Annotated in this window: 21 protein-coding genes; 9 read left to right on the top strand and 12 right to left on the bottom strand. The window is 67.1% G+C overall.

Annotated features, from left to right (window positions below; translation table 11 throughout):
* Positions 1–3 precede the first annotated feature (3 nt).
* The 3 genes from C4F17_RS06525 to C4F17_RS06515 all read left to right on the top strand — a co-directional run bounded on the left by C4F17_RS06525 (position 4) and on the right by C4F17_RS06515 (position 1,847).
* Positions 4–873, top strand: coding sequence for a Kdo hydroxylase family protein (locus C4F17_RS06525; RefSeq protein WP_106934688.1), 870 nt, complete (start codon positions 4–6; stop codon positions 871–873).
* Between the two features lie 66 nt (positions 874–939).
* Positions 940–1,416 (top strand): transcription elongation factor GreA, encoded by a 477-nt coding sequence (gene greA / locus C4F17_RS06520; RefSeq protein WP_081267249.1) that lies wholly within the window; start codon positions 940–942, stop codon positions 1,414–1,416.
* Positions 1,417–1,430: 14 nt separating this feature from the next.
* A complete protein-coding gene (locus C4F17_RS06515) occupies positions 1,431–1,847 on the top strand; it encodes a DUF4149 domain-containing protein (protein ID WP_106934687.1) in 417 nt (138 codons plus the stop codon).
* 39 nt (positions 1,848–1,886) lie between these two features.
* Here C4F17_RS06515 and C4F17_RS06510 read toward each other — a convergent pair whose 3' ends face one another.
* Together C4F17_RS06510 and C4F17_RS06505 are read right to left on the bottom strand one after the other, a co-directional pair.
* Complete coding sequence (locus C4F17_RS06510; protein WP_106934686.1) at positions 1,887–2,606, bottom strand: glycosyltransferase; 720 nt, start codon at positions 2,604–2,606, stop codon at positions 1,887–1,889.
* A gap of 41 nt (positions 2,607–2,647) precedes the next feature.
* Entirely contained in the window at positions 2,648–3,127 is a 480-nt protein-coding gene (locus tag C4F17_RS06505; protein WP_106934685.1) for a YhbY family RNA-binding protein, read from the bottom strand.
* A 33-nt stretch (positions 3,128–3,160) separates the two neighbouring features.
* On the opposite strand from C4F17_RS06505, the gene C4F17_RS06500 reads away from it, so the two are divergent.
* From C4F17_RS06500 to C4F17_RS06480, 5 genes are all read left to right on the top strand, one after another.
* Positions 3,161–3,829 (top strand): RlmE family RNA methyltransferase, encoded by a 669-nt coding sequence (locus tag C4F17_RS06500; RefSeq protein ID WP_106934684.1) that lies wholly within the window; start codon positions 3,161–3,163, stop codon positions 3,827–3,829.
* A gap of 167 nt (positions 3,830–3,996) precedes the next feature.
* The gene (ftsH, locus tag C4F17_RS06495; protein ID WP_081267244.1) at positions 3,997–5,913 is read left to right on the top strand and encodes an ATP-dependent zinc metalloprotease FtsH; all 1,917 of its coding nucleotides are present in this window, start codon (positions 3,997–3,999) and stop codon (positions 5,911–5,913) included.
* Between the two features lie 109 nt (positions 5,914–6,022).
* Positions 6,023–6,838 (top strand): dihydropteroate synthase, encoded by an 816-nt coding sequence (gene folP, locus C4F17_RS06490; RefSeq protein ID WP_106937460.1) that lies wholly within the window; start codon positions 6,023–6,025, stop codon positions 6,836–6,838.
* Positions 6,835–8,184 (top strand): phosphoglucosamine mutase, encoded by a 1,350-nt coding sequence (glmM, locus tag C4F17_RS06485; protein ID WP_106934683.1) that lies wholly within the window; start codon positions 6,835–6,837, stop codon positions 8,182–8,184. The genes folP and glmM overlap by 4 nt, the downstream gene beginning before the upstream one ends.
* Complete coding sequence (locus C4F17_RS06480) at positions 8,181–8,675, top strand: GNAT family N-acetyltransferase (protein ID WP_106934682.1); 495 nt, start codon at positions 8,181–8,183, stop codon at positions 8,673–8,675. The genes glmM and C4F17_RS06480 overlap by 4 nt, the downstream gene beginning before the upstream one ends.
* Before the next feature lie 82 nt (positions 8,676–8,757).
* Here C4F17_RS06480 and C4F17_RS06475 read toward each other — a convergent pair whose 3' ends face one another.
* The 9 genes from C4F17_RS06475 to lexA form a co-directional block, all read right to left on the bottom strand.
* Positions 8,758–10,029 (bottom strand): acyl-CoA dehydrogenase family protein, encoded by a 1,272-nt coding sequence (locus C4F17_RS06475; RefSeq protein ID WP_081270383.1) that lies wholly within the window; start codon positions 10,027–10,029, stop codon positions 8,758–8,760.
* 31 nt (positions 10,030–10,060) lie between these two features.
* The gene (locus C4F17_RS06470) at positions 10,061–11,170 is read right to left on the bottom strand and encodes a phosphotransferase (RefSeq protein WP_081270382.1); all 1,110 of its coding nucleotides are present in this window, start codon (positions 11,168–11,170) and stop codon (positions 10,061–10,063) included.
* 17 nt (positions 11,171–11,187) lie between these two features.
* The gene (locus tag C4F17_RS06465) at positions 11,188–11,907 is read right to left on the bottom strand and encodes a Crp/Fnr family transcriptional regulator (protein ID WP_081270381.1); all 720 of its coding nucleotides are present in this window, start codon (positions 11,905–11,907) and stop codon (positions 11,188–11,190) included.
* A gap of 61 nt (positions 11,908–11,968) precedes the next feature.
* A complete protein-coding gene (locus C4F17_RS06460) occupies positions 11,969–12,748 on the bottom strand; it encodes an oxepin-CoA hydrolase, alternative type (protein WP_081270380.1) in 780 nt (259 codons plus the stop codon).
* A gap of 11 nt (positions 12,749–12,759) precedes the next feature.
* Positions 12,760–14,280 (bottom strand): 3-hydroxyacyl-CoA dehydrogenase, encoded by a 1,521-nt coding sequence (locus C4F17_RS06455; RefSeq protein WP_106934681.1) that lies wholly within the window; start codon positions 14,278–14,280, stop codon positions 12,760–12,762.
* A gap of 131 nt (positions 14,281–14,411) precedes the next feature.
* Positions 14,412–15,569, bottom strand: coding sequence for an MFS transporter (locus tag C4F17_RS06450; RefSeq protein ID WP_106934680.1), 1,158 nt, complete (start codon positions 15,567–15,569; stop codon positions 14,412–14,414).
* Positions 15,566–16,573, bottom strand: a complete 1,008-nt coding sequence (locus tag C4F17_RS06445; RefSeq protein WP_081270377.1) for a D-2-hydroxyacid dehydrogenase family protein — start codon at positions 16,571–16,573, stop codon at positions 15,566–15,568. Before C4F17_RS06445 ends, C4F17_RS06450 begins: the two co-directional genes overlap by 4 nt.
* 90 nt (positions 16,574–16,663) lie before the next feature.
* Positions 16,664–17,026: a hypothetical protein gene (locus C4F17_RS06440; RefSeq protein ID WP_106934679.1), complete on the bottom strand. Its 363-nt coding sequence runs from the start codon at positions 17,024–17,026 to the stop codon at positions 16,664–16,666.
* Between the two features lie 129 nt (positions 17,027–17,155).
* Positions 17,156–17,839, bottom strand: a complete 684-nt coding sequence (gene lexA / locus C4F17_RS06435; RefSeq protein WP_013541704.1) for a transcriptional repressor LexA — start codon at positions 17,837–17,839, stop codon at positions 17,156–17,158.
* Positions 17,840–17,912: 73 nt separating this feature from the next.
* Between lexA and C4F17_RS06430 the strand changes: the two genes are divergently transcribed.
* On the top strand, positions 17,913–18,875 hold the full coding sequence (locus tag C4F17_RS06430; RefSeq protein ID WP_106934678.1) for an asparaginase: 963 nt from the start codon (positions 17,913–17,915) through the stop codon (positions 18,873–18,875).
* 34 nt (positions 18,876–18,909) lie between these two features.
* On the opposite strand, the gene adk is transcribed toward C4F17_RS06430, so the two are convergent.
* Positions 18,910–19,566 (bottom strand): adenylate kinase, encoded by a 657-nt coding sequence (gene adk, locus C4F17_RS06425; RefSeq protein WP_081270374.1) that lies wholly within the window; start codon positions 19,564–19,566, stop codon positions 18,910–18,912.
* Between the last annotated feature and the right edge of the window lie 120 nt (positions 19,567–19,686).

Genomic DNA, 19,686 nt, shown 5'->3' with positions numbered 1-19,686 from the left:
ATCATGGAAACGCAGCTCGTCGAACTGGACCTGACGGACTGGAACGCGGCCACGCCCAACGAGGCGTGGATCGCGGAGCTGGAAGCGGGCAAGGTGCTGTACTTTCCGCGCCTGGGCTTCGAGCTGCTGCCCGAAGAGCGCAGCCTGCTGACGCCAACCCTGCTGTCGCCCGACGTGCGCAACATCAGCCTCGATGCCAACGGCAAGCTCAAGGGCGCCGTGGGCGACGAGGCGGTGCAGCGCGCGGCAGCCGCGATGGTGGGGCGCTTCCGGGCGCAGGCCACGCAGCTCATTCATGGCTTGCTGCCGCACTACACGCCGGCCCTGCGGCTGGCGCCCACCAGCTACCGGCCGGCACAGGTCGAGACGCGCGTGCAGTCATGGCGTGCGGACGACCGGCGTTTGCACGTCGATGCATTCCCGTCGCGTCCCAACTACGGCGAACGCATCCTGCGCGTCTTCACCAACGTCAATCCCGAAGGCGCACCGCGCGTGTGGCGCGTGGGCGAGCCTTTCGAGGACATCGCCAAACGCTTCCTGCCGCGTGCCAAGCCCTATGTGCGCTGGCAGGCCAAGCTGCTGCAGGCGCTGCACGTGACCAAGTCGTTCCGCAGCGAGTACGACCACCTGATGCTGCAACTGCACGACGGCATGAAGTCGGACATGGCGTACCAGGAAAGCTCGCCGCAGGAGACCGCCAAGTTCCCGCCGGGTTCGGTGTGGGTGTGCTTCTCCGACCAGACCTCGCACGCGGTGATGGCGGGGCAATACATGCTGGAGCAGACGCTTCATCTGGCCGCATCGAAGCAATACAATCCCGGCTCGAGCCCGCTCGCCATTCTGAGCCGGCTGACCGGACGCACACTCGTCTGATCAATTCCCTCAATCGACCGCCGAACGGCAGCGTTCGGCGGTTTCGCTTTATGGAGAAACAACAACATGGCCACCATTCCGATCACCAAGCGCGGCGCTGAAAAACTGCGCGCCGAACTGCACCAGCTCAAGACGGTGGACCGTCCCTGGGTCATCAACGCGATCTCCGAAGCGCGCGCACAGGGCGACCTCAGCGAGAACGCGGAGTACGAAGTCGCCAAGGACCGCCAGGGCTTCATCGAAGGCCGCATCCAGGAAGTCGAAGGCAAGCTGTCGGCCGCGCAGATCATCGACCCGAGCGAGCTCGACGCCGGCGGCAAGGTGGTGTTCGGCTCCACGGTCGAACTGGAGGAAGAGGAATCCGGCGAGGCCGTGAAGTACCAGATCGTCGGCGAGGATGAAGCCGACCTGAAGCTCGGCCTCATCAACATCTCCAGCCCGATCGCGCGCGCGCTCATCGGCAAGGAAGAGGGCGACACCGCGGAAGTGCAGGCACCCGGCGGCCTCAAGCGCTACGAAATCGTGGCGGTCCGCTACATCTGATTCTTCTTCGAGCCATGAAAGACCGCGTTGCGCTGATGCTGGCCGCCTTCTGGTGGGGCAGCCTCACCACGATCGGTTTCCTGGTGGTTCCAATGCTGTTCGCCAGGCTCGGCAATCCGTCGGTGGCGGGCAACTTCGCGGCGCAGCTGTTCGAGGCGCAGAGCTGGATTGCCGTTGGCTGCGGGCTGATCCTGCTGATCCACTTTCGCGCCAAGGCCGACGACCGCATGGACGGTCCCGCGCTGACGGCGATTTTCCTGATTCTCGGGGCGCTGCTGCTGGCGCTGCTTCAGCAGTACGCCGTGGCGCCGCGCATCGTGGCGCGCGACAACCTCAAGCTGTGGCACGCCGTCGGCAGCGGCATGTACCTGGTGCAGTGGGTGTGTGCCGGTGCGCTGCTGTGGCGCATGGGCAAGCGCAAGCCGGACTGATTTGCGGCGCGGAGGCGGCAGGGCCGCTTCCGCAATCCCTCACTCTTTCCAGTATTTCGCAACCCAGCTTGCCGGCCGGATGAACCGGAAGGCGCGGTTGCGGCGGCCTGCCAGCGCGTCCGGGGGGTTGCATTCGCCATGGAACACCATGACGCGTGCGCCCTCGGGCACGAAGGGCTCTTCCCAGTAGTTGGTCGGCCAGGTCGGGATGCCGTGGTACTTGAAGCTCGGGCACCATTCGGCGGGCCAGTAGGCCAGCTTGCCTTGCTTGTGGAGCATGTCCGACAGGTAGGCCTGCTCGTTGCGATACTGCGCCTGTACCTTGTCCAGGTTGGCGCGCAGGTAGGCCAGGATGTCGGCATGGGCGCCGATCTCGAAGCGGTAGACCGATGAGTTCCCGGTGATGCGCTCCCGCCGCCAGGGGCGTGGGTAGTCGTGAATGATCAGGAACTCGCCGGGCCGCTCGAAAAAGGCGTCGAGGCTGCCCACGACGACCACGTCGAGGTCGAGGAAGAGGGCGGTGCCGCGCAGGCCGTACAGGTCTTTTTCAAACGTGGTGAGCTTCTTCCAGCCTCCGTCGCGTTGACCGGGGGCCAGGTTCAGGTTCAGCTGCGGAATCGGCAGGCACGTCACCTCCGGGCGAATGCCGTTGCCGTCGTCCGTCAGGCACACGAACTTGAAGTCGCCGCTGAGGTTGCGGCGCACCATCGCGTAGAGCCGGTTGACGTATTCGGGGCCGTATTTCGTGCCCCACTTCATGCAGAGGATATGGCGCTGGGCGCCCTGCGCTGCCACCGGCCTCAGTCCGACTGGTTGCGCTTCTTGGCCGACAGCGGCCGCTTGGCCTTGGCGCGCTTGATGGTGCCGCCGGGGGTGAGGCGCTGGTTGCCGAGCACGCGCAGCGTCTTGATTTCAGGGCGCTGGCCGCCGCGCTTGCTGTACTTGACGATCTTCACGTCGCGCGGGCCGGGCATGCGGTCTTCGTCGATCACGCGCTCTTTTTCGGGCTTCGGGCGCCACAGCACCAGCAGCTTGCCGATGTGCTGGATGGGGGCGGCGTCGAGCTCTTCAGCCAGTTCGCGCAGCATGGCGTCGCGGGCGAGGCGGTCGTCGGAGAAGACGCGGATCTTGATCAGGCCATGGGCCTTGAGCGCCGCATCGGCTTCTTTTTTTACGGCAGGGGTGAGCCCGTCTCCACCGACCATGACGATCGGATCCAGGTGGTGAGCTTCGGCGCGGTGCACCTTGCGCTCGGCAGGGGTAAGTTGAATGGCGGGCATCCCCGTATTATCGACGCGTACACGAAGACCCCCATGAGCACCAAAGCCAAAAGCAAAAAAGTCAACAAAGCGTGGCTTCACGACCATATCAACGACCCCTACGTGAAGCTCGCCACCAAGGAGGGTTATCGCGCGCGGGCCGCCTACAAGCTCAAGGAAATCGACGAGTCGCTCGGCCTCGTCAAGCCGGGCCAGCTGGTCGTCGATCTCGGCTCCACCCCCGGGGCCTGGAGCCAGTACCTGCGCCGGCGCATGTCGCCGGACGGCGCCGCGGCCGGCGAACTCAACGGCACCATCATTTCCCTGGACATCCTGCCGATGGAACCCATCGAGGGGGTGACCTTCCTGCAGGGCGACTTCCGCGAAGATGCGTTGCTGCAACAGCTGCTCGGCGTGCTGGCCGGCCGCAAGGCCGATCTGGTGGTGTCCGACATGGCGCCCAACCTGTCGGGCATCCATTCGGCCGATGCCGCCCGCGTGGCGCACCTGATCGAGCTTGCAATCGACTTCGCCCAGCACCACCTGAAGCCTGAAGGCGCTCTGGTGGCCAAGCTCTTCCACGGCAGCGGCTACGACGACCTGGTGAAGCTTTTCAAGGCCAATTTCCGCATCGTGAAGCCCTTCAAGCCCAAGGCGTCGCGCGACAAATCGGCCGAGACCTTCCTGGTCGGAATGGGCCTGAAGGCCTCGGATACGCCTTGATACCTTGCCGCCGATTGCCCGTACAGGGCGCAAACCCCTGTCAGGCTATGGCTGCTTTAGGGAAATGCCCGCTTTTCGCAGCTTGAAAAGCCTAAAATGGGGCGCAATTGCGTACCCACAGCGCGTATTTTCATTTTCCCGTCACGCGCTTTCGACTGGAGCTTCGTTTGAACAATCAGTGGTTTTCCAAAGTTGCCGTATGGCTCGTCATTGCCATGGTGTTGTTCACTGTGTTCAAGCAGTTCGACACCCGCGGTGGCGTCGGCTCGGGAGCAGTCAGCTACTCCGAGTTTCTGGACCAGGTCCGGAATAACCAAATCAAGAGCGCCGTCATTCCCGAAGGCGCGGCCGGCGGCGAGATCATCGCCGTCACCAACGACGATCGCAAGATCCGCACGACCGCCACGGTGCTCGACCGCGGCCTCGTGGGCGACCTGATCGACCACAACGTCAAGTTCGACGTCAAGCCGCGCGAAGAGAGCTCGCTGCTCATGACGCTGCTGGTCAGCTGGGGCCCGATGCTGCTGCTGATCGGCGTGTGGATCTACTTCATGCGACAGATGCAGGGCGGCGGCAAGGGCGGGGCGTTCAGCTTCGGCAAGAGCAAGGCCCGCATGATGGACGAGAACAACAACACGGTCACTTTCGCCGACGTCGCGGGCTGCGACGAGGCCAAGGAAGAAGTCCGTGAAGTCGTCGACTTCCTGAAAGACCCGCAGCGCTTCCAGAAGCTCGGCGGCCGCATCCCCCGCGGTCTGCTGCTCGTGGGCCCTCCCGGCACCGGCAAGACCCTGCTGGCCAAGTCGATCGCCGGGGAAGCCAAGGTGCCGTTCTTCTCGATCTCGGGCTCCGACTTCGTCGAAATGTTCGTCGGCGTGGGCGCTGCCCGTGTCCGCGACATGTTCGAGAACGCCAAGAAGAACGCGCCCTGCATCATCTTCATCGACGAAATCGATGCGGTGGGCCGCCAGCGCGGCGCCGGCCTCGGCGGCGGCAACGACGAACGCGAACAGACGCTCAACCAGATGCTGGTCGAGATGGACGGCTTCGAAACCAACCTCGGCGTGATCGTGGTGGCGGCCACCAACCGCCCGGACATCCTGGACGCCGCGCTGCTGCGCCCCGGCCGTTTCGACCGCCAGGTGTACGTCACGCTTCCGGACATCCGCGGCCGTGAGCAGATCCTCGGCGTGCACATGCGCAAGGTCCCGCTGGGCCAGGACGTGAATCCGAGCGTCATCGCCCGCGGCACCCCCGGCATGTCGGGCGCCGACCTGGCCAACCTCTGCAACGAAGCCGCCCTGATGGCCGCCCGCCGCAATGCGCGCGTGGTCGAGATGCAGGACTTCGAGAAGGCCAAGGACAAGATCTTCATGGGCCCCGAGCGCAAGAGCATGGTCATGCCCGAGGAAGAGCGCCGCAACACGGCCTACCACGAGTCCGGCCACGCCCTCATCGGCAAGCTGCTGCCCAAGTGCGATCCGGTCCACAAGGTCACGATCATTCCGCGCGGCCGCGCCCTCGGCGTGACCATGAGCCTGCCGTCGCAGGACCGCTACAGCTACGACCGCGAATACATGCTCAACCAGATCAGCATGCTTTTCGGTGGCCGCATCGCCGAGGAAGTGTTCATGCACCAGATGACCACCGGCGCAAGCAACGACTTCGAGCGCGCGACTTCCATCGCCCGCGACATGGTCACGCGCTACGGCATGACCGACGCGCTGGGCCCGATGGTCTATGCCGAGAACGAGGGCGAAGTTTTCCTGGGCCGCTCGGTCACTAAGACGACCAACATGAGCGAGCAGACCATGGAAAAGGTCGACTCGGAAGTGCGCCGCATCATCGACGAGCAGTACGCCCTGGCGCGCCGCCTGATCGAGGAGAATAGCGACAAGATGCACGCCATGGCCAAGGCGCTGCTCGAGTGGGAAACCATCGACAGCGAACAGCTCGACGACATCATGGCCGGCCGCGCTCCGCGTCCGCCCAAGGACTGGACGCCGCGCATTCCGCCTTCGGGCAGCGGTGGCAGTGGTGGCACGCCGGCCGTCAATCCCGACCCGGCGCCCACCGCGGCCTGAGGTGGGCTTGATCTCAAGCGATGACGGGGCCTCTGGCCCCGTTTTTCATGGTGGCGCTGCCGTCTGGCAGACCTCGCGCTTTCGCATCGACCTGTCGCAGCCGCGCGTGATGGGCATCGTCAACGTCACGCCCGATTCCTTTTCCGACGGCGGCGCGCATGCGTCCACCAGCGCCGCGCTCAGGCACTGCGAGCAGCTGCTGAAAGAGGGCGCCGACATCCTCGACATCGGCGGCGAATCGACCCGCCCCGGCAGCCCGGCAGTGCCGCTCGACGCCGAACTGGCGCGCGTGCTGCCGGTGGTGCGCGAGGCCGTCAAGCTCAACGTACCGCTGTCGATCGATACCTACAAACCCGAGGTCATGCGCGCAGTGCTCGACCTGGGCGCCGACATCGTCAACGACATCTGGGCGCTGCGCCAACCCGGCGCGCGCGAGGCCGTGGCGGCGCATCCGTCCTGCGGCATCTGCCTGATGCACATGCACCGCGATCCGCAGACGATGCAGGCCGTGCCGATGAGCGGCGACGTGATCCCCGAAGTGCTGTCGTTCCTGCAGGCGCAGGTGCAACTGCTGCGCGCGCTGAAGGTCGACTCTTCGCGCATCACGTTGGACCCCGGCGTGGGCTTCGGCAAGACAGTGGCGCAGAATTTCGCGCTGCTGGCGCGGCAGCGCGAGCTGCTCGAAGGCGGCCTGCCGCTGCTCCTGGGCTGGTCGCGCAAATCGTCGATCGGTGCCGTCACGGGCATCGAAGCGGCAAGCGGGCGCATCATGCCCAGCGTCGCCGCGGCGGTGCTGGCGGTGGACCGCGGCGCAGCCGTGGTGCGCGTGCACGACGTGCGCGACACGGTGGCAGCCATCTCCGTATGGCGCGCCATGAGGGCGGAAGAGCCAACACAAACACAACAAGGCACACAGCAACCATGACACGTAAATATTTCGGCACCGACGGCATTCGCGGCACCGTCGGCCAGGCGCCCATCACCCCGGACTTCGTGCTGCGCCTGGCGCATGCCGTGGGCCGAGTGCTCAAGAAGAGCCAGGCCAAGAGCCAGGCCCGCCCGACGGTGCTGATCGGCAAGGACACCCGCATTTCCGGCTACATGCTCGAATCGGCGCTCGAGTCGGGCTTCAATTCGGCCGGCGTCGACGTGGTGCTGCTCGGCCCGCTGCCCACGCCCGGCGTGGCGTACCTCACGCGCGCCCAGCGCGCAAGCCTGGGCGTGGTGATCAGCGCGAGCCACAACGCCTACCCCGACAACGGCATCAAGTTCTTCAGCGCGCAGGGCACCAAGCTCGACGACGCCTGGGAGCTGGCGGTCGAAGCCGCGCTGGAAGAAGACCCGGTGTGGGTCGATTCCGCGAACCTCGGCAAGGCCCGCCGCCTCAACGACGCGCCCGGCCGCTACATCGAGTTCTGCAAGAGCACCTTCGCCAACGACCTCACGCTGCGCGACATGAAGCTGGTGGTCGATGCGGCGCACGGCGCTGCCTACCAGGTGGCGCCCAACGTGTTCCACGAACTGGGCGCCGAGGTGAGCAGCATCGGTGTCTCGCCCGACGGCCTGAACATCAACAAGGGCTTCGGCGCCACCCATCCCGAAGCGCTGGTGGCCGCCGTGACGGCGCAGAAGGCCGACTACGGCATCGCGCTCGACGGCGACGCCGACCGCCTGCAGCTGGTCGACGCGAGCGGGCGGCTGTTCAACGGCGACGAACTGCTCTACCTGATGGTGGCGGAGCGCATTGCGCGCGGCGAGAAGCCCGTGGGCGTGGTCGGCACGCTCATGACCAACAAGGCCGTCGAGGTCGCCCTGCGCGGGCTCGGCATCGAATTCGTGCGGGCCAAGGTCGGCGACCGCTATGTGCTCGAAGAACTCGACAAGCGCGGCTGGCTGCTGGGCGGCGAAGGCTCCGGCCATCTGCTGGCGCTGGACCGCCACACCACCGGCGACGGCATCGTCAGTGCGCTGCAGGTGCTGCAGGCCTGCGTGCGCAGCGGCAAGACCGTGGCGCAGTTGCTCGACGGCGTCACGCTGTTCCCGCAGACGCTGATCAACGTGCGCATTGCCCCCGACCAGAACTGGAAGGACAACAAGGCGCTGGCCACCGAAACCGAACGCATCGAGGCCGAACTCGGAGATGCCGGCCGCGTGCTGATCCGCGCGAGCGGCACCGAGCCGCTGGTGCGGGTGATGGTCGAAGCCCGCGACGCGCAGCTGGCCGAATCCTGCGCCAAGCGCCTGGCTGCGACGCTGGAACCCGCGCGATGACGGCGGGCACGCAGATCGAGGTCTTTCTTGCCGACTACCGTGACGCGGCCCAGGCCGCGGCCGTGGTGGATCTCCTGGACGCCTATGCAAGCGAGCCGGCCGGCGGCGGCGTGCCTCTCGACCCTGCGGTGCGCCAGAACCTTCCGGCGGCCCTGGCGGCGCGTCCGCAGGCCTTCAGCGTGCTCGCTTTCGAGGGCGGTCAGCCCGTGGGCCTCGTCAACTGCCTGGAGGGCTTCTCGACCTTCGCCTGCAAGCCGCTGGTGAATGTGCACGACGTGGTCGTGCTGCCCAGCCACCGCGGCCAGGGCGTTGCGCAAAAGATGTTCGCTCGGGTCGAGCAGGAGGCGCGCAGGCGCGGCGCCTGCAAGCTCACGCTCGAAGTGCTGTCGAACAACAAGCCGGCACTGCGCACCTACGAGCGCGAGGGCTTCGCGAGCTACCAGCTCGACCCGGAGTTCGGGCACGCGGTGTTCCTGCAGAAGAAGCTCTGAAAAGAAAAAGGGCCGGGGCGAATCGATCGCCGTCGGCCCTTGCCGCAACCCTGTCCCGCAAGGGAGAGGGTGCGAGACAGATTCAGAAGCGCGTCACCGGCATTTCGGCGTCGGCCTTGTTCGGTGCGTACTTGCCCAGTTCCCACTTGGCGATCGCGTTGCGGTGCACTTCGTCCGGGCCGTCGGCAAAGCGCAGCGTGCGGGCACCGGCGTAGGCGTAGGCCAGCGGGAAGTCGTCGCACATGCCGCCGCCGCCGTGCACCTGCATGGCCCAGTCGATCACCTGGCAGGCCATGCTCGGCGCCACCACCTTGATCATCGCGATCTCGTTCTTCGCGACCTTGTTGCCGGCCACGTCCATCAGCCATGCGGCCTTGAGCGTGAGCAGGCGGGCCATGTCGATCTTGCAGCGCGCTTCGGCGATGCGTTCCTGCGTCACGGTCTGCGAGGCGACGGTCTTGCCGAAGGCCACGCGCGACGAGGCGCGCTTGCACATCAGCTCGAGCGCGCGCTCGGCCAGGCCGATCAGGCGCATGCAGTGGTGGATGCGTCCCGGGCCGAGGCGGCCCTGGGCAATTTCGAAGCCGCGGCCTTCGCCCAGCAGGATGTTGCCCACGGGCACGCGCACGTTCTCGAAGTACATCTCGACGTGGCCGTGGGGCGCGTCGTCGTAGCCCATCACGTTCAGCGGGCGCACGATGCGGATGCCCTTGGCGTCGGCCGGCACCACGACCATGCTCTGCTGCGAATGGCGGGGTGCGTCGGGGTCGCTCTTGCCCATGGTGATGAACACGGCGCAGCGCGGGTCGGCGGCACCGGAAATCCACCACTTGTGGCCGTTGATGACGTACTCGTCGCCCTGGCGCTCGATGCGCGTGGAAATGTTGGTGGCGTCGCTCGATGCGACGTCGGGCTCGGTCATGGCGAAAGCGGAGCGGATCTGGCCTTCGAGCAGCGGCTTGAGCCAGCGAGCCTTGATTTCTTCCGAGCCGTAGCGCGCGATGGTCTCCATGTTGCCGGTGTCCGGCGCCGAGCAGTTGAAGGCCTCGCTGGCCCACGGCACCGCGCCCATGATTTCGGCCAGCGGCGCGTATTCCTGGTTCGTGAGGCCGGCGCCGGAGTAACCGGAGGCCGAAGCGCTGTCGACCGGCAGGAACAGGTTCCACAGGCCCTGGGCCTTGGCCTTCTCCTTGACCTTCTCGACCGTCTTCAGCGCCGTCCAGCGCTTGCCCGCGGCCGTGTTGGCGGCCAGCTCGGCGCTGTACTCGGCTTCGGCCGGGTAGATGTTTTCGTCCATGAACGCCTTGACGCGTTTCTGCAGGTCTTTGGTCTTGGCCGAGTATTCGAAATCCATCTTCGTCTCCTGGTGGGTGTGGGGGCGGCGGTCAGGCCTTCTGGGCGAATTGCCAGGCCATTTCGGCCATGGGGCGCGCGCCGCGGGCCGAGGCCACGGCTTGTTCGCTCGATGCGGTGCCGGCCTCGACCCGCTTGGCAATGCCTTGCAGGATCGCGGCCATGCGGAACAGGTTGTAGGCCTGGTAGAAGTTCCAGTCGGGCGCCAGCGCCTCCGGGGTGCTGATGCGTGTGCGTTCGCAATAACGGCGGATGTATTCGCTCTCGGTGGGAATGCCCAGCGAGGCGACATCCACGCCGCCGATGCCGCGGCCCGTGCTCGGTGGCATGTGCCACGACATGCAGTGGTAGCTGAAATCGGCCAGCGGATGGCCCAGCGTGGAAAGCTCCCAGTCGAGCACCGCGATGATGCGCGGCTCGGTGGCATGGAACATCACGTTGTCCAGGCGGTAGTCGCCGTGGACGATCGACACCTTGCTTTCGTCGCGAGCGCTCGCCGGCATGTGGGCGGGCAGCCAGTCGATCAGCCGCTCCATGGCCTCGATGGGCTGCGAGAGCTCGCCGGCACCGTCGGTCGAGGCCTTGTACTGCTTGCTCCAGCGGCCGATCTGGCGCTCGAAATAGTTGCCGGGCTTGCCGTAGTCGGCCAGCCCGCGCTCGGCGAACTTCACCGTGTGCAGCGCCGAGATCACTCGGTTCATCTCGTCGTAATGGGCCGCGCGCTCGGCATTGCTCATGCCGGGCAGCGACTGGTCCCACAGCACGCGGCCCTGCATGAACTCCATCACGTAGAAGGCGCGGCCGATGATTGCTTCGTCTTCGCACAGGCAGTACATGCGCGGCACCGGCACGTCGGTGCCGGCCAGGCCGCTCATGACCTTGAACTCGCGCTCCACCGCATGGGCCGAGGGCAGCAGCTTGGCGACCGGGCCCGGCTTGGCGCGCATCACGTAGCTCTGCGAAGGCGTGACCAGCTTGTAGGTGGGGTTCGACTGGCCGCCCTTGAACATCTCCACCGTCAGCGGGCCCTTGAACCCGTCGAGGTTCTTCTCGAGCCAGGCGGAGAGCGCATCGACGTCGAAGGCGTGCTGTTGCGAGACGGCGCGGGTGCCGATGAAGTTGGAGAAATCCTGCTGGCTCATGTCGGTTTGTCTTTGTTCTAGCTTTCAGCTTCCGAGACGCGCATCAAGGCCGCGCGATCCAGCACGACCAGGCCGCCCGGCTCGATCCGGATGGTGCCCTCGCGCTCCATCGTCTTGAGTTCCTGGTTGACCCGCTGGCGCGATGCGCCCAGCAGCTGCGCCAGTTCTTCCTGCGCCAGCTGCAGGCCGATGCGCATCTGGCTGCCGTCGTCCAGGTTGGGCACGCCGTAGCTGCGCACCAGGTGGATGAGCTGCTTGGCCAGCCGCGCCCGCAGGGGCAGGGTGTTGAGGTCTTCCACCAGCCCGAACAGCGTGCGGATGCGGCGCGCCTGCAGCCGCATCAGCGCTTCGTACAGCTCCACGTGCGACGCCAGGATCTTCTGGAAATCGGCGCGCGCCACGCAAAGAATGGTGCTGTCGCCGTGCGAGTAGGTGTCGTGCGTGCGCCGGTCCCCGTCGAACATCGCCACGTCGCCGAACCAGATGCCCGGCTCCACGTAGGTCAGCGTCACCTGCTTGCCGGAGACCGCCGTCGAGCTGACGCGCACCGCGCCCTTGGCGCAGGCGATCCAGTGATCGGGCGGGTCGCCGCGGGCGGCGATCAGGTCGCCGTCCTTGTAGCGTTTGACGAAAGCACATCGGAGGATGTCGTGCCGTAGCGATGGAGATAGGGAAGAAAACCAGCGACCACTGTTGATCGCTTCACGTTCTTCGATGGTAAGAATGGGGTCGTCCATTGGTCTGTCCTCTCGGCGACTGAAAAGCTGATGGGTGTCACGGGAGCGACGCGGCGCGCGGTCACTCGTACTGCGGCGGCTTCTTCTCGAGGAACGCGGCAATGCCGATGCCCGCGTTCGGATGGTGCAGGTTGCGCACGAAGTGGTCGCGCTCCTGCGAGAGCTGCGAAGCCAGCGTGGCGCCGCGCGCGTCGCTCAGCAGTTCCTTGATGCTGGCCAGCGAGTTGGGCGCCCGGGTATTGAGCTTGCCCGCCAGCGCCAGCGCGCCGGCCAGCGCCTGGCCGTTCTCGGTCAGCTCGTTCACCATGCCCAGCGCATGCAGGCGCGGCGCGCCGATGCGCTCGCCGTTCATGAGCCATTCGCTCGCCAGCTGGCGCGGCAGCTGCTGGCCCAGGTGCCAGCTCAGGCCGCCGTCGGGCGACAGCGCCACGTTGCTGTAGGAGGCCGCGAAGATGGCGTCGCGCGCCGCCACCACGAAATCGCAGGCCAGCGCCAGCGAGAAGCCGGCGCCGGCGGCGGCACCCTCGACCGCCGCGATGATCGGCTTGGGGAAGGTGCGGATCGAGTCGATCCAGTTGTGCAGCCCCTCGATGCTCTCGGCCTGCACCGAGCGGTCGAGTTGGCGGTTGGCCAGCAGCCGCTGCAGCGAGCCGCCGGCACAGAACCATTCGCCTTCGCCCACGATGACGACGCTGCGGATCTCCGCGCTGCCCTCGGCGCCGTTGAGCGCCTCGATGCCGGCGGCGTAGATCTCGGGGCCCAGCGCATTGCGCTGGGTCGGGTTGGAGATGGTCAGCACCATGGTGCTGCCTTCGCTGGTGCTCTTGAGTTCGGCGGTCATGGTCTGCCTGCTTATTCTTCTTCGTGCAGCAGGCTCAGGCCCAGCGCGCCGCGGCGGCGCAGCCACGGGCTCGGGCGATAGCGCGGATCGCCATACACCGTCTGCAGGTTGAACAGCACCTCGAGCATGTTGGTCGGGCCGTAGAGGTTGCCCATGGCCAGCGGGCCGCGCGGGTAGCCCAGGCCCAGCTGCACCGCGGTCTCGAGGTCGGCCGGCGTGCACACGCGCTGCTGGCACATGTCGGCTGCGATGTTGACGATGGTGCCGATCACGCGCTGCGTGACGAAGCCGCCGCTGTCGCGGATCACGCTTACCGCCTTGCCGTCGCGCGCGAAGAGGGCGTGCGCGGCGTCGCGGATGTCGCGGCGCGTGGCCGGATTGGTGGCGAGCACGCGGCGCTTGGTGGCGGCGTCGTCGATCAGCATGTCGATGCCGATGGTGCGCGTGGCGTCCAGGCGCTCGACGGCGGCGACCGTGGTCACGTCGAAGCCCAGCGGTGCCACCAGGATCAGCGAATGCGGCGCGGGCGCGGCGCCGCTGTCGATCTGCGCGCCCAGCGTGTTCACCAGGCGCAGGAGTTCGGCGCGGCGCGCCGCGCGCGGCGACACCCACACCGACGGCGTGCCGTCGACCACGGGCGCGGGGGCCTCGGGCGCCTGCTGCATCACGCCGTCGGCGTAGCGGTAGAAGCCTTCGCCCGTCTTGCGGCCCAGCGCGCCGGCGGCCAGGCGCTGCGCGGTGATCACGCTCGGGCGGAAGCGGGGTTCCTCGAAGTACTGGTGGTAGATCGACTCCATCACCGGGTGCGACACGTCGAGCGCCGTCAGGTCGAGCAGCTCGAACGGGCCGAGGCGAAAGCCCGCCTGGTCCTTGAGGATGCGGTCGATGGTGGCGAAATCGGCCACGCCTTCGCTGACGATGCGCAGCGCCTCGGTGCCGTAGCCGCGGCCCGCGTGGTTGACGATGAAGCCGGGGGTGTCCTGCGCCTGCACGGCGCTGTGGCCCATCTGCCTGGCGTAGCCTGCCAGCTGCGCGCAGACCTCGGGGGCGGTCTTGAAGCCGGCCACCACCTCGACCACCTTCATGAGCGGCACGGGGTTGAAGAAGTGGAAGCCCGCAACGCGCTCGGGGCGGGCGAGCCCGGCCGCAATGGCCGTCACCGACAGCGACGAGGTGTTGGTGACCAGCGTGGCGCTCTCGGCCACCACGCCTTCGAGTTCGCGGAACAGCTTGCGCTTGACTTCCAGGTCTTCGACCACGGCCTCGACCACCAGGTCGCAGCCGGCGAGCGCCTGGATCGAATCGACCGCCTTGACGCGGGCGATGTACGCATCGCGCGCGGCGGCGTCGATCTTGCCTTTTTCGTGCAGCTTGTTCCATTGGGCGGCGAGGGCTTCGCGGCCGCGCTCCGCGGCGCCCGCGAAGCTGTCGAGCAGCAGCACTTCGCTGCCCGCCTGGGCGGCGATCTGCGCGATGCCGCGACCCATGGCGCCGGCGCCTATGACGCCGATTCGGGTGTAGTTCACTGTCATTTGCTGAAGATTTTCGCTGGTTGAGGGGTATCCGGCCTGCCGCGCAGGCGTCGACGCAAGCGCTGTCGTCACCTGCGATTTTGCAGTTGCGCGCGGGCGGGGCGTGACGGGTTTTACGCGGGGGCGCGATTTCAGGCCGGGCGGCGGCTGCGGTCGATGGCGGTGCTGAGCGAGATGGCCACCAGCATGACGCCGAAACCGACCCAGCTCATCCAGGCCGCCGCGTCGTGCGCCAGCAGCCAGCCGCCGAGCGCAGCGCCCACGGCCTGGCCTGTATAGATGCCGGAGCTGTTGAGCGCCACCGAGCCCGGCGCGAGGGCCGGCGCCAGGCCCACCAGGCGGGCCTGCTGGGCCGAATTGGTGGCGAAGCAGCCCAACCCCCAGGGCACCAGCAGCACGGCCAGCCAGGCGAGCGTGGAAGCGGTCGGCCACAAGAGCAGACTCAGCGCGATCAGCGAGGTAGTGACCAGCACCATGCGCCCGGCCCCGACGCGGTCGATGAAGCGGCTGACCACCATGTTGCCGATGAGCCCGCAGGCGCCGAACAGGGCCCACATCACGCTCAGCGTGGTGGCGTCCGCGCCGAAGCTCTGCTTGAGGATGGGGCCGAAATAGCTGAACAGCACGAACTGCCCGGCGCCCTGCAGCGCCGTCACCGCCACGATGCCCATCAGCACCGGACTGCGCAGCACGCGCGACCAGGCGGCGGCGGTGAGTGCCGCCGGGCGAATGCCGGCGGGCAGGGTGAGCCAGATCGATGCCGCGCTCACGACGCTGAGCAGCGCAACCGCCACGAAGGCCATGCGCCAGCCCAGGTGCCCGCCGATCAGCGCGCCGATGGGCAGTCCCAGCACCGAGGCCATCGACCAGCCCAGGAACACGAAGGTGACGGCGCGCCCGCGCTGCTCGGGCGGTACCAGCAGGCCGGCGCAGGCTGCGGCCTGGGGCGTGAAGATGGCCGGCGCGATCACCGTGAGCATGCGTACCGGCAGCAGCGCGCCGAAGCTCGGCATGAGCGCCGCGAGAGCGTGGCCCGCCGCATACCAGAGCAGGGTGAGCGCGAGCAGCTGGCGGCGGTCCCACCCCGCGACGGCGGCGGCCAGCAGCGGCGCGCCGATGCACATCACCGCCGCCGCGGCGGTGATCAACTGGCCCGCGGTGGCGACCGAAATGGCCAGCGAAGCGCTGATTTCATTGAGCGTGCCGGGCACGACCATCACGCCCGTGCCGATCACGAAGTTGCCGACCAGCAGCGCCCAGAGCGCACCCTTGGGCGCGGGCCGGCTCACCGGCGAACCTGCAGCGCGCCGGGATTCACGATGTTCGTGGGATTGCCGTTGATGTAGCTCACGACGTTGTCGAAGGCCTGGCCGAAGTAGCTCTCGTAGCTCTCCTGCTCGACATAGCCGATGTGCGGGGTGCAGATGCAGTTCTCCAGCCGCAGCAGCGCGTGGCCCTGCAGCGGCGGCTCGCTCTCGAAGACGTCGATGGCGGCCAGCCCGGGGCGGCCACGGTTGAGCGCCGCGAGCAGCGCGTCGGCCTCGACCAGCTCGGCACGCGAGGTGTTGACGAACAGCGCCGTCGGCTTCATGCGCGAGAGATCCTCGAGCGTGATGAGACCGTTGGTTTCGTCATTGAGCCGCAGGTGGACCGACAGCACGTCGGCGGCCGCGAAGAACTCCTGGCGGTTCTGCGCCACCTGGAAGCCGTCGGAGCGGGCCTTGGCGCAGCTGGCTTCACGCCCCCAGATCACGACCTGCATGCCGAAGGCTTGCCCGTAGCGCGCGACCAGCTGGCCGATGCGGCCGTAGCCCCAGATGCAGAGCGTCTTGCCCTTGAGCACCGAGCCCAGCCCGAAATTGGGCGGCATCGAGGCCGACTTGAGGCCCGATTGCTGCCACGCCCCGTGCTTGAGGTTGCTGATGTATTGCGGCAGCCGGCGCATGGCGGCCATGATGAGCGCCCAGGTGAGCTCGGCAGGTGCCTGGGGGGAGCCGGAGCCTTCCGCCACGGCGATGCCGCGCTCGGTGCAGGCCGCCACGTCGATGTGGCCTGCGACGCGACCCGTTTGCGAAATGAGCTTGAGCTTGGGCAGCTTCTCGATGAGCTGCCGGGAGATCTGTGTGCGCTCGCGAATCAGCACGATCACGTCGGCGTCCTTGAGGCGAACCGAGAGTTGCCCGATGCCCTTGACCGTGTTGGTGTAGACCTTGGCTGCGTACGCGTCCAGCTTGGCGGCGCAGCGCAATTTGCGCACGGCGTCCTGATAGTCGTCGAGGATCACAATATTCATGGCGTGCCATTGTGCCTCGCAGCATTGGGATGTCGCACCCCCGAACGTTTGGATACCCACTGCCGACGGGCTCTCCCAGGGGGCCGCGCCTCAGTGCAGGCGTGTGGAGCGGGGCGCGGTGACCATGGCTTCGGCCGCTTCGAGGGCCGCCAGACGGTCGAGCTCCGCGCACACGTCGTCCATGCGGCCGGAGATCACGACACGGTTGCTGCGCTGCTGGCCCTTTCCGTCGACCACACGCACCACGCGCAACGGGCGCGCCGGTGCGGTGGCTGCGGCCGCCGGTGGCGTCGCGCCGCAAGACGGTCGCACCGCGACATAGCGCAGGCCGGCGGAACTCTCGCTGTGGTCGAGCGGGGTGTGGCGATGGGGGCGGCGTGCCTGAATCAAACGGTTGGCGAGCGATTGCAGCGGCATCCAGAAATCAGCGATGGCGAGGAGGGCGATTCCCATGTGAACTCCAAAAAAGTATGAGGTTGAACACAGGCAGGATTTCTTGAATCGGCCGCGACAGGGTGATGGCGACTTCGCGCCATACGCCCGCCACCTGTCGCGGCCGGGTGAGTGCTGCTGCCAGCAGGCCTACATCAGCATGGTGTTGCGGATGAGGCCCACGGCGAGGCCTTCGATCTCGAAGGGCTCGCCGGGCTGGACGATGATGGTCGGGTAGTCGGGGTTCTCGGCGTGCAGCTCGATGACCTGCTTGTTGCGTTTCAGGCGCTTGACGGTGACCTCGTCGCCCAGGCGCGCCACCACGATCTGCCCGTTGCGCGCTTCCTTGGTGGCCTGCACGGCGAGCAGGTCGCCGTCCATGATGCCGGCGTCGCGCATGGACATGCCGCGCACCTTGAGCAGGTAGTCGGGCTGGCGCTGGAACAGTGTGTTCTCGACGTAGTAGGTCTGGTCGACGTGCTCCTGCGCCAGGATGGGCGAGCCCGCGGCGACGCGGCCGATGAGCGGCAGCGCCAGTTGCGCCATGCCGGGCAGCGAGAGCGAGAACTGGCCGCCTTCGCGGTGGCGCGTTTCGTTCAGCGAGCGCAGGGCGTCGCCCTTGAGGCGGATGCCTCGCGAAGTGCCGCTGACGAGTTCGATGACACCCTTGCGGGCCAATGCCTGCAGGTGCTCTTCGGCCGCGTTGGCCGACTTGAACCCGAGTTCATTGGCGATTTCGGCGCGCGTGGGTGGCGCGCCGGTTCGGGCGATGGCGCTCTGGATCAAGTCCAGGATCTGCTGCTGGCGGGCTGTAAGCTTCACGGCGAACTGCATATGTGGTTCCTTGCGGCACTGGCTAGATATCCAGTACCTGTATTTTTAACCAGTTTTAAAAAGTTGACAAGACATGCCTGATTTCCCCTCGCCTGAACTGCGCCGCGTGGTCGTGCTGGGCACCGGCGGCACCATTGCCGGCAAGGCCGCCAGCAGCGGCGACAACATCGGCTACACGGCCGGGCAGGTAGGCGTAGTGGACCTTCTGGGCGGGATCGAGGCGCCCCGGGGCGTGACGCTGGTGGCGGAGCAGGTCGCGCAACTGGACAGCAAAGACATGTCCCTCGAGACCTGGCAAAAGCTCGCGCAGCGCTGCGCGCACTGGCTGGCCGAGCCCGACGTGGCGGGCGTGGTGATCACGCACGGTACCGACACGCTGGAGGAGACGGCCTTCTTCCTGCATTCCGTACTGGCGTGCGCGAAGCCTGTGGTGCTGACCTGCGCCATGCGCCCGGCGAGCGCGCTGTCGCCCGATGGTCCGCAGAACGTGCGCGATGCCATCGGCGTGGCTCTGGCAGCGGGTGCGAAAGGGGTAATAGTGGTGTGCGCCGGCGCCATCCACAGTGGCGCCGACGTGCAGAAAGTGCACACCTATCGGCTCGATGCCTTCGCATCAGGCGATGCAGGCGTGGTTGGCTATGTGGAAGAAGGTGAAGTGCGCCGCGTGAGGGCCTGGCCCGAGGGCGGGGCGCTGCCGGCTTCGAAGATCTTCGAGGCGGCCGCCGTCCAGTGGCCTCGCGTGGAGATCGTCATGAGCCATGCCGGCGCGAGCGGTGCGGTCGTCGAGGCGCTGCTGCAGCCCGGCAACGCCGAACCGGTCCGTGGACTGGTGCTGGCCGCCACCGGCAACGGCACGCTGCATCACGCGCTCGAAGCGGCTGCGCTGAAGGCGCAGGAGGCGGGCGTGGCGGTGGTTCGCGCGACGCGCTGCATGAACGGTCGCATCCTGCCGAAAGCCGATGACCGCCTGAGGGATGCGGGCACGCTCACGCCGGTGAAGGCGCGCATCGCGCTGATGCTCGAGTTGCTCGGGTGAGGTGGTGGCCGCCCTGACGGAGGGCGGCCGGCAATCAGCTGCTCAGCGCTGCGAGTGCGCGCTGGGTGATTTCATCGACCGTGCCCACGCCCTTGATGGCGCGGTACTTCGGCGCGGCGGCCGGGTCGGTCTTGGCCCAGGCCGAGTAGTAGTCGACCAGCGGACGCGTCTGCTGGCTGTACACGTCGAGCCGCTTGCGCACGGTTTCTTCCTTGTCGTCCTCGCGCTGGATCAGGTCTTCGCCGGTGACGTCGTCCTTGCCTTCCACCTTGGGCGGGTTGAACTTGACGTGGTAGGTGCGGCCCGAAGCCGGGTGCGAGCGGCGGCCGCTCATGCGCTCGATGATGTCGCCGAAGGGCACGTCGATCTCGAGCACGTAGTCGAGCTTGACGCCCGCCGCCTTCATGGCGTCGGCTTGCGGAATGGTGCGGGGGAAGCCGTCGAACAGGAAGCCGCTGGCGCAATCGGCCTGGGCGATGCGTTCCTTCACGAGATTGATGATCAGGTCGTCGCTGACCAGTGCACCCGCATCCATGACGGCCTTGGCCTGCAGCCCGAGCGGCGTGCCGGCCTTGACGGCGGCGCGCAGCATGTCGCCGGTCGAGATTTGGGGGATGCTGTACTTCTGGCAAATGAAGGCCGCTTGCGTGCCTTTGCCCGCCCCGGGCGCGCCCAGCAAAATTAGTCTCATGGTGTCCTCGGACGGTTCTTAGATTTTGTGTCGCGCCAGGCGTCGGCTTCAGGGGCTTTGGGCAGGGCGGAGTTGCTTCGAGGATAGCACGCGTGCTCCCCGGGATTTGTCGCTGCCCCG

This window comes from Variovorax sp. PMC12, from assembly GCF_003019815.1.
GTDB lineage: Bacteria > Pseudomonadota > Gammaproteobacteria > Burkholderiales > Burkholderiaceae_C > Variovorax.
Note: the sequence above shows the minus strand (reverse complement) of the source record. Positions and strands in the feature narration are given on the sequence as shown.

What these genes read in the sequence shown, in the direction of transcription:
- C4F17_RS06525 (WP_106934688.1), top strand. Translation starts at nt 4, where the DNA reads ATGGAAACGCAGCTCGTCGAACTGGACCTGACGGACTGGAACGCGGCC.
- greA (WP_081267249.1), top strand. Translation starts at nt 940, where the DNA reads ATGGCCACCATTCCGATCACCAAGCGCGGCGCTGAAAAACTGCGCGCC.
- C4F17_RS06515 (WP_106934687.1), top strand. Translation starts at nt 1,431, where the DNA reads ATGAAAGACCGCGTTGCGCTGATGCTGGCCGCCTTCTGGTGGGGCAGC.
- C4F17_RS06510 (WP_106934686.1), bottom strand. Translation starts at nt 2,606, where the DNA reads ATGAAGTGGGGCACGAAATACGGCCCCGAATACGTCAACCGGCTCTAC.
- C4F17_RS06505 (WP_106934685.1), bottom strand. Translation starts at nt 3,127, where the DNA reads ATGCCCGCCATTCAACTTACCCCTGCCGAGCGCAAGGTGCACCGCGCC.
- C4F17_RS06500 (WP_106934684.1), top strand. Translation starts at nt 3,161, where the DNA reads ATGAGCACCAAAGCCAAAAGCAAAAAAGTCAACAAAGCGTGGCTTCAC.
- folP (WP_106937460.1), top strand. Translation starts at nt 6,023, where the DNA reads ATGGGCATCGTCAACGTCACGCCCGATTCCTTTTCCGACGGCGGCGCG.
- glmM (WP_106934683.1), top strand. Translation starts at nt 6,835, where the DNA reads ATGACACGTAAATATTTCGGCACCGACGGCATTCGCGGCACCGTCGGC.
- C4F17_RS06480 (WP_106934682.1), top strand. Translation starts at nt 8,181, where the DNA reads ATGACGGCGGGCACGCAGATCGAGGTCTTTCTTGCCGACTACCGTGAC.
- C4F17_RS06475 (WP_081270383.1), bottom strand. Translation starts at nt 10,029, where the DNA reads ATGGATTTCGAATACTCGGCCAAGACCAAAGACCTGCAGAAACGCGTC.
- C4F17_RS06470 (WP_081270382.1), bottom strand. Translation starts at nt 11,170, where the DNA reads ATGAGCCAGCAGGATTTCTCCAACTTCATCGGCACCCGCGCCGTCTCG.
- C4F17_RS06465 (WP_081270381.1), bottom strand. Translation starts at nt 11,907, where the DNA reads ATGGACGACCCCATTCTTACCATCGAAGAACGTGAAGCGATCAACAGT.
- C4F17_RS06460 (WP_081270380.1), bottom strand. Translation starts at nt 12,748, where the DNA reads ATGACCGCCGAACTCAAGAGCACCAGCGAAGGCAGCACCATGGTGCTG.
- C4F17_RS06455 (WP_106934681.1), bottom strand. Translation starts at nt 14,280, where the DNA reads ATGACAGTGAACTACACCCGAATCGGCGTCATAGGCGCCGGCGCCATG.
- C4F17_RS06445 (WP_081270377.1), bottom strand. Translation starts at nt 16,573, where the DNA reads ATGAATATTGTGATCCTCGACGACTATCAGGACGCCGTGCGCAAATTG.
- C4F17_RS06440 (WP_106934679.1), bottom strand. Translation starts at nt 17,026, where the DNA reads ATGGGAATCGCCCTCCTCGCCATCGCTGATTTCTGGATGCCGCTGCAA.
- lexA (WP_013541704.1), bottom strand. Translation starts at nt 17,839, where the DNA reads ATGCAGTTCGCCGTGAAGCTTACAGCCCGCCAGCAGCAGATCCTGGAC.
- C4F17_RS06430 (WP_106934678.1), top strand. Translation starts at nt 17,913, where the DNA reads ATGCCTGATTTCCCCTCGCCTGAACTGCGCCGCGTGGTCGTGCTGGGC.
- adk (WP_081270374.1), bottom strand. Translation starts at nt 19,566, where the DNA reads ATGAGACTAATTTTGCTGGGCGCGCCCGGGGCGGGCAAAGGCACGCAA.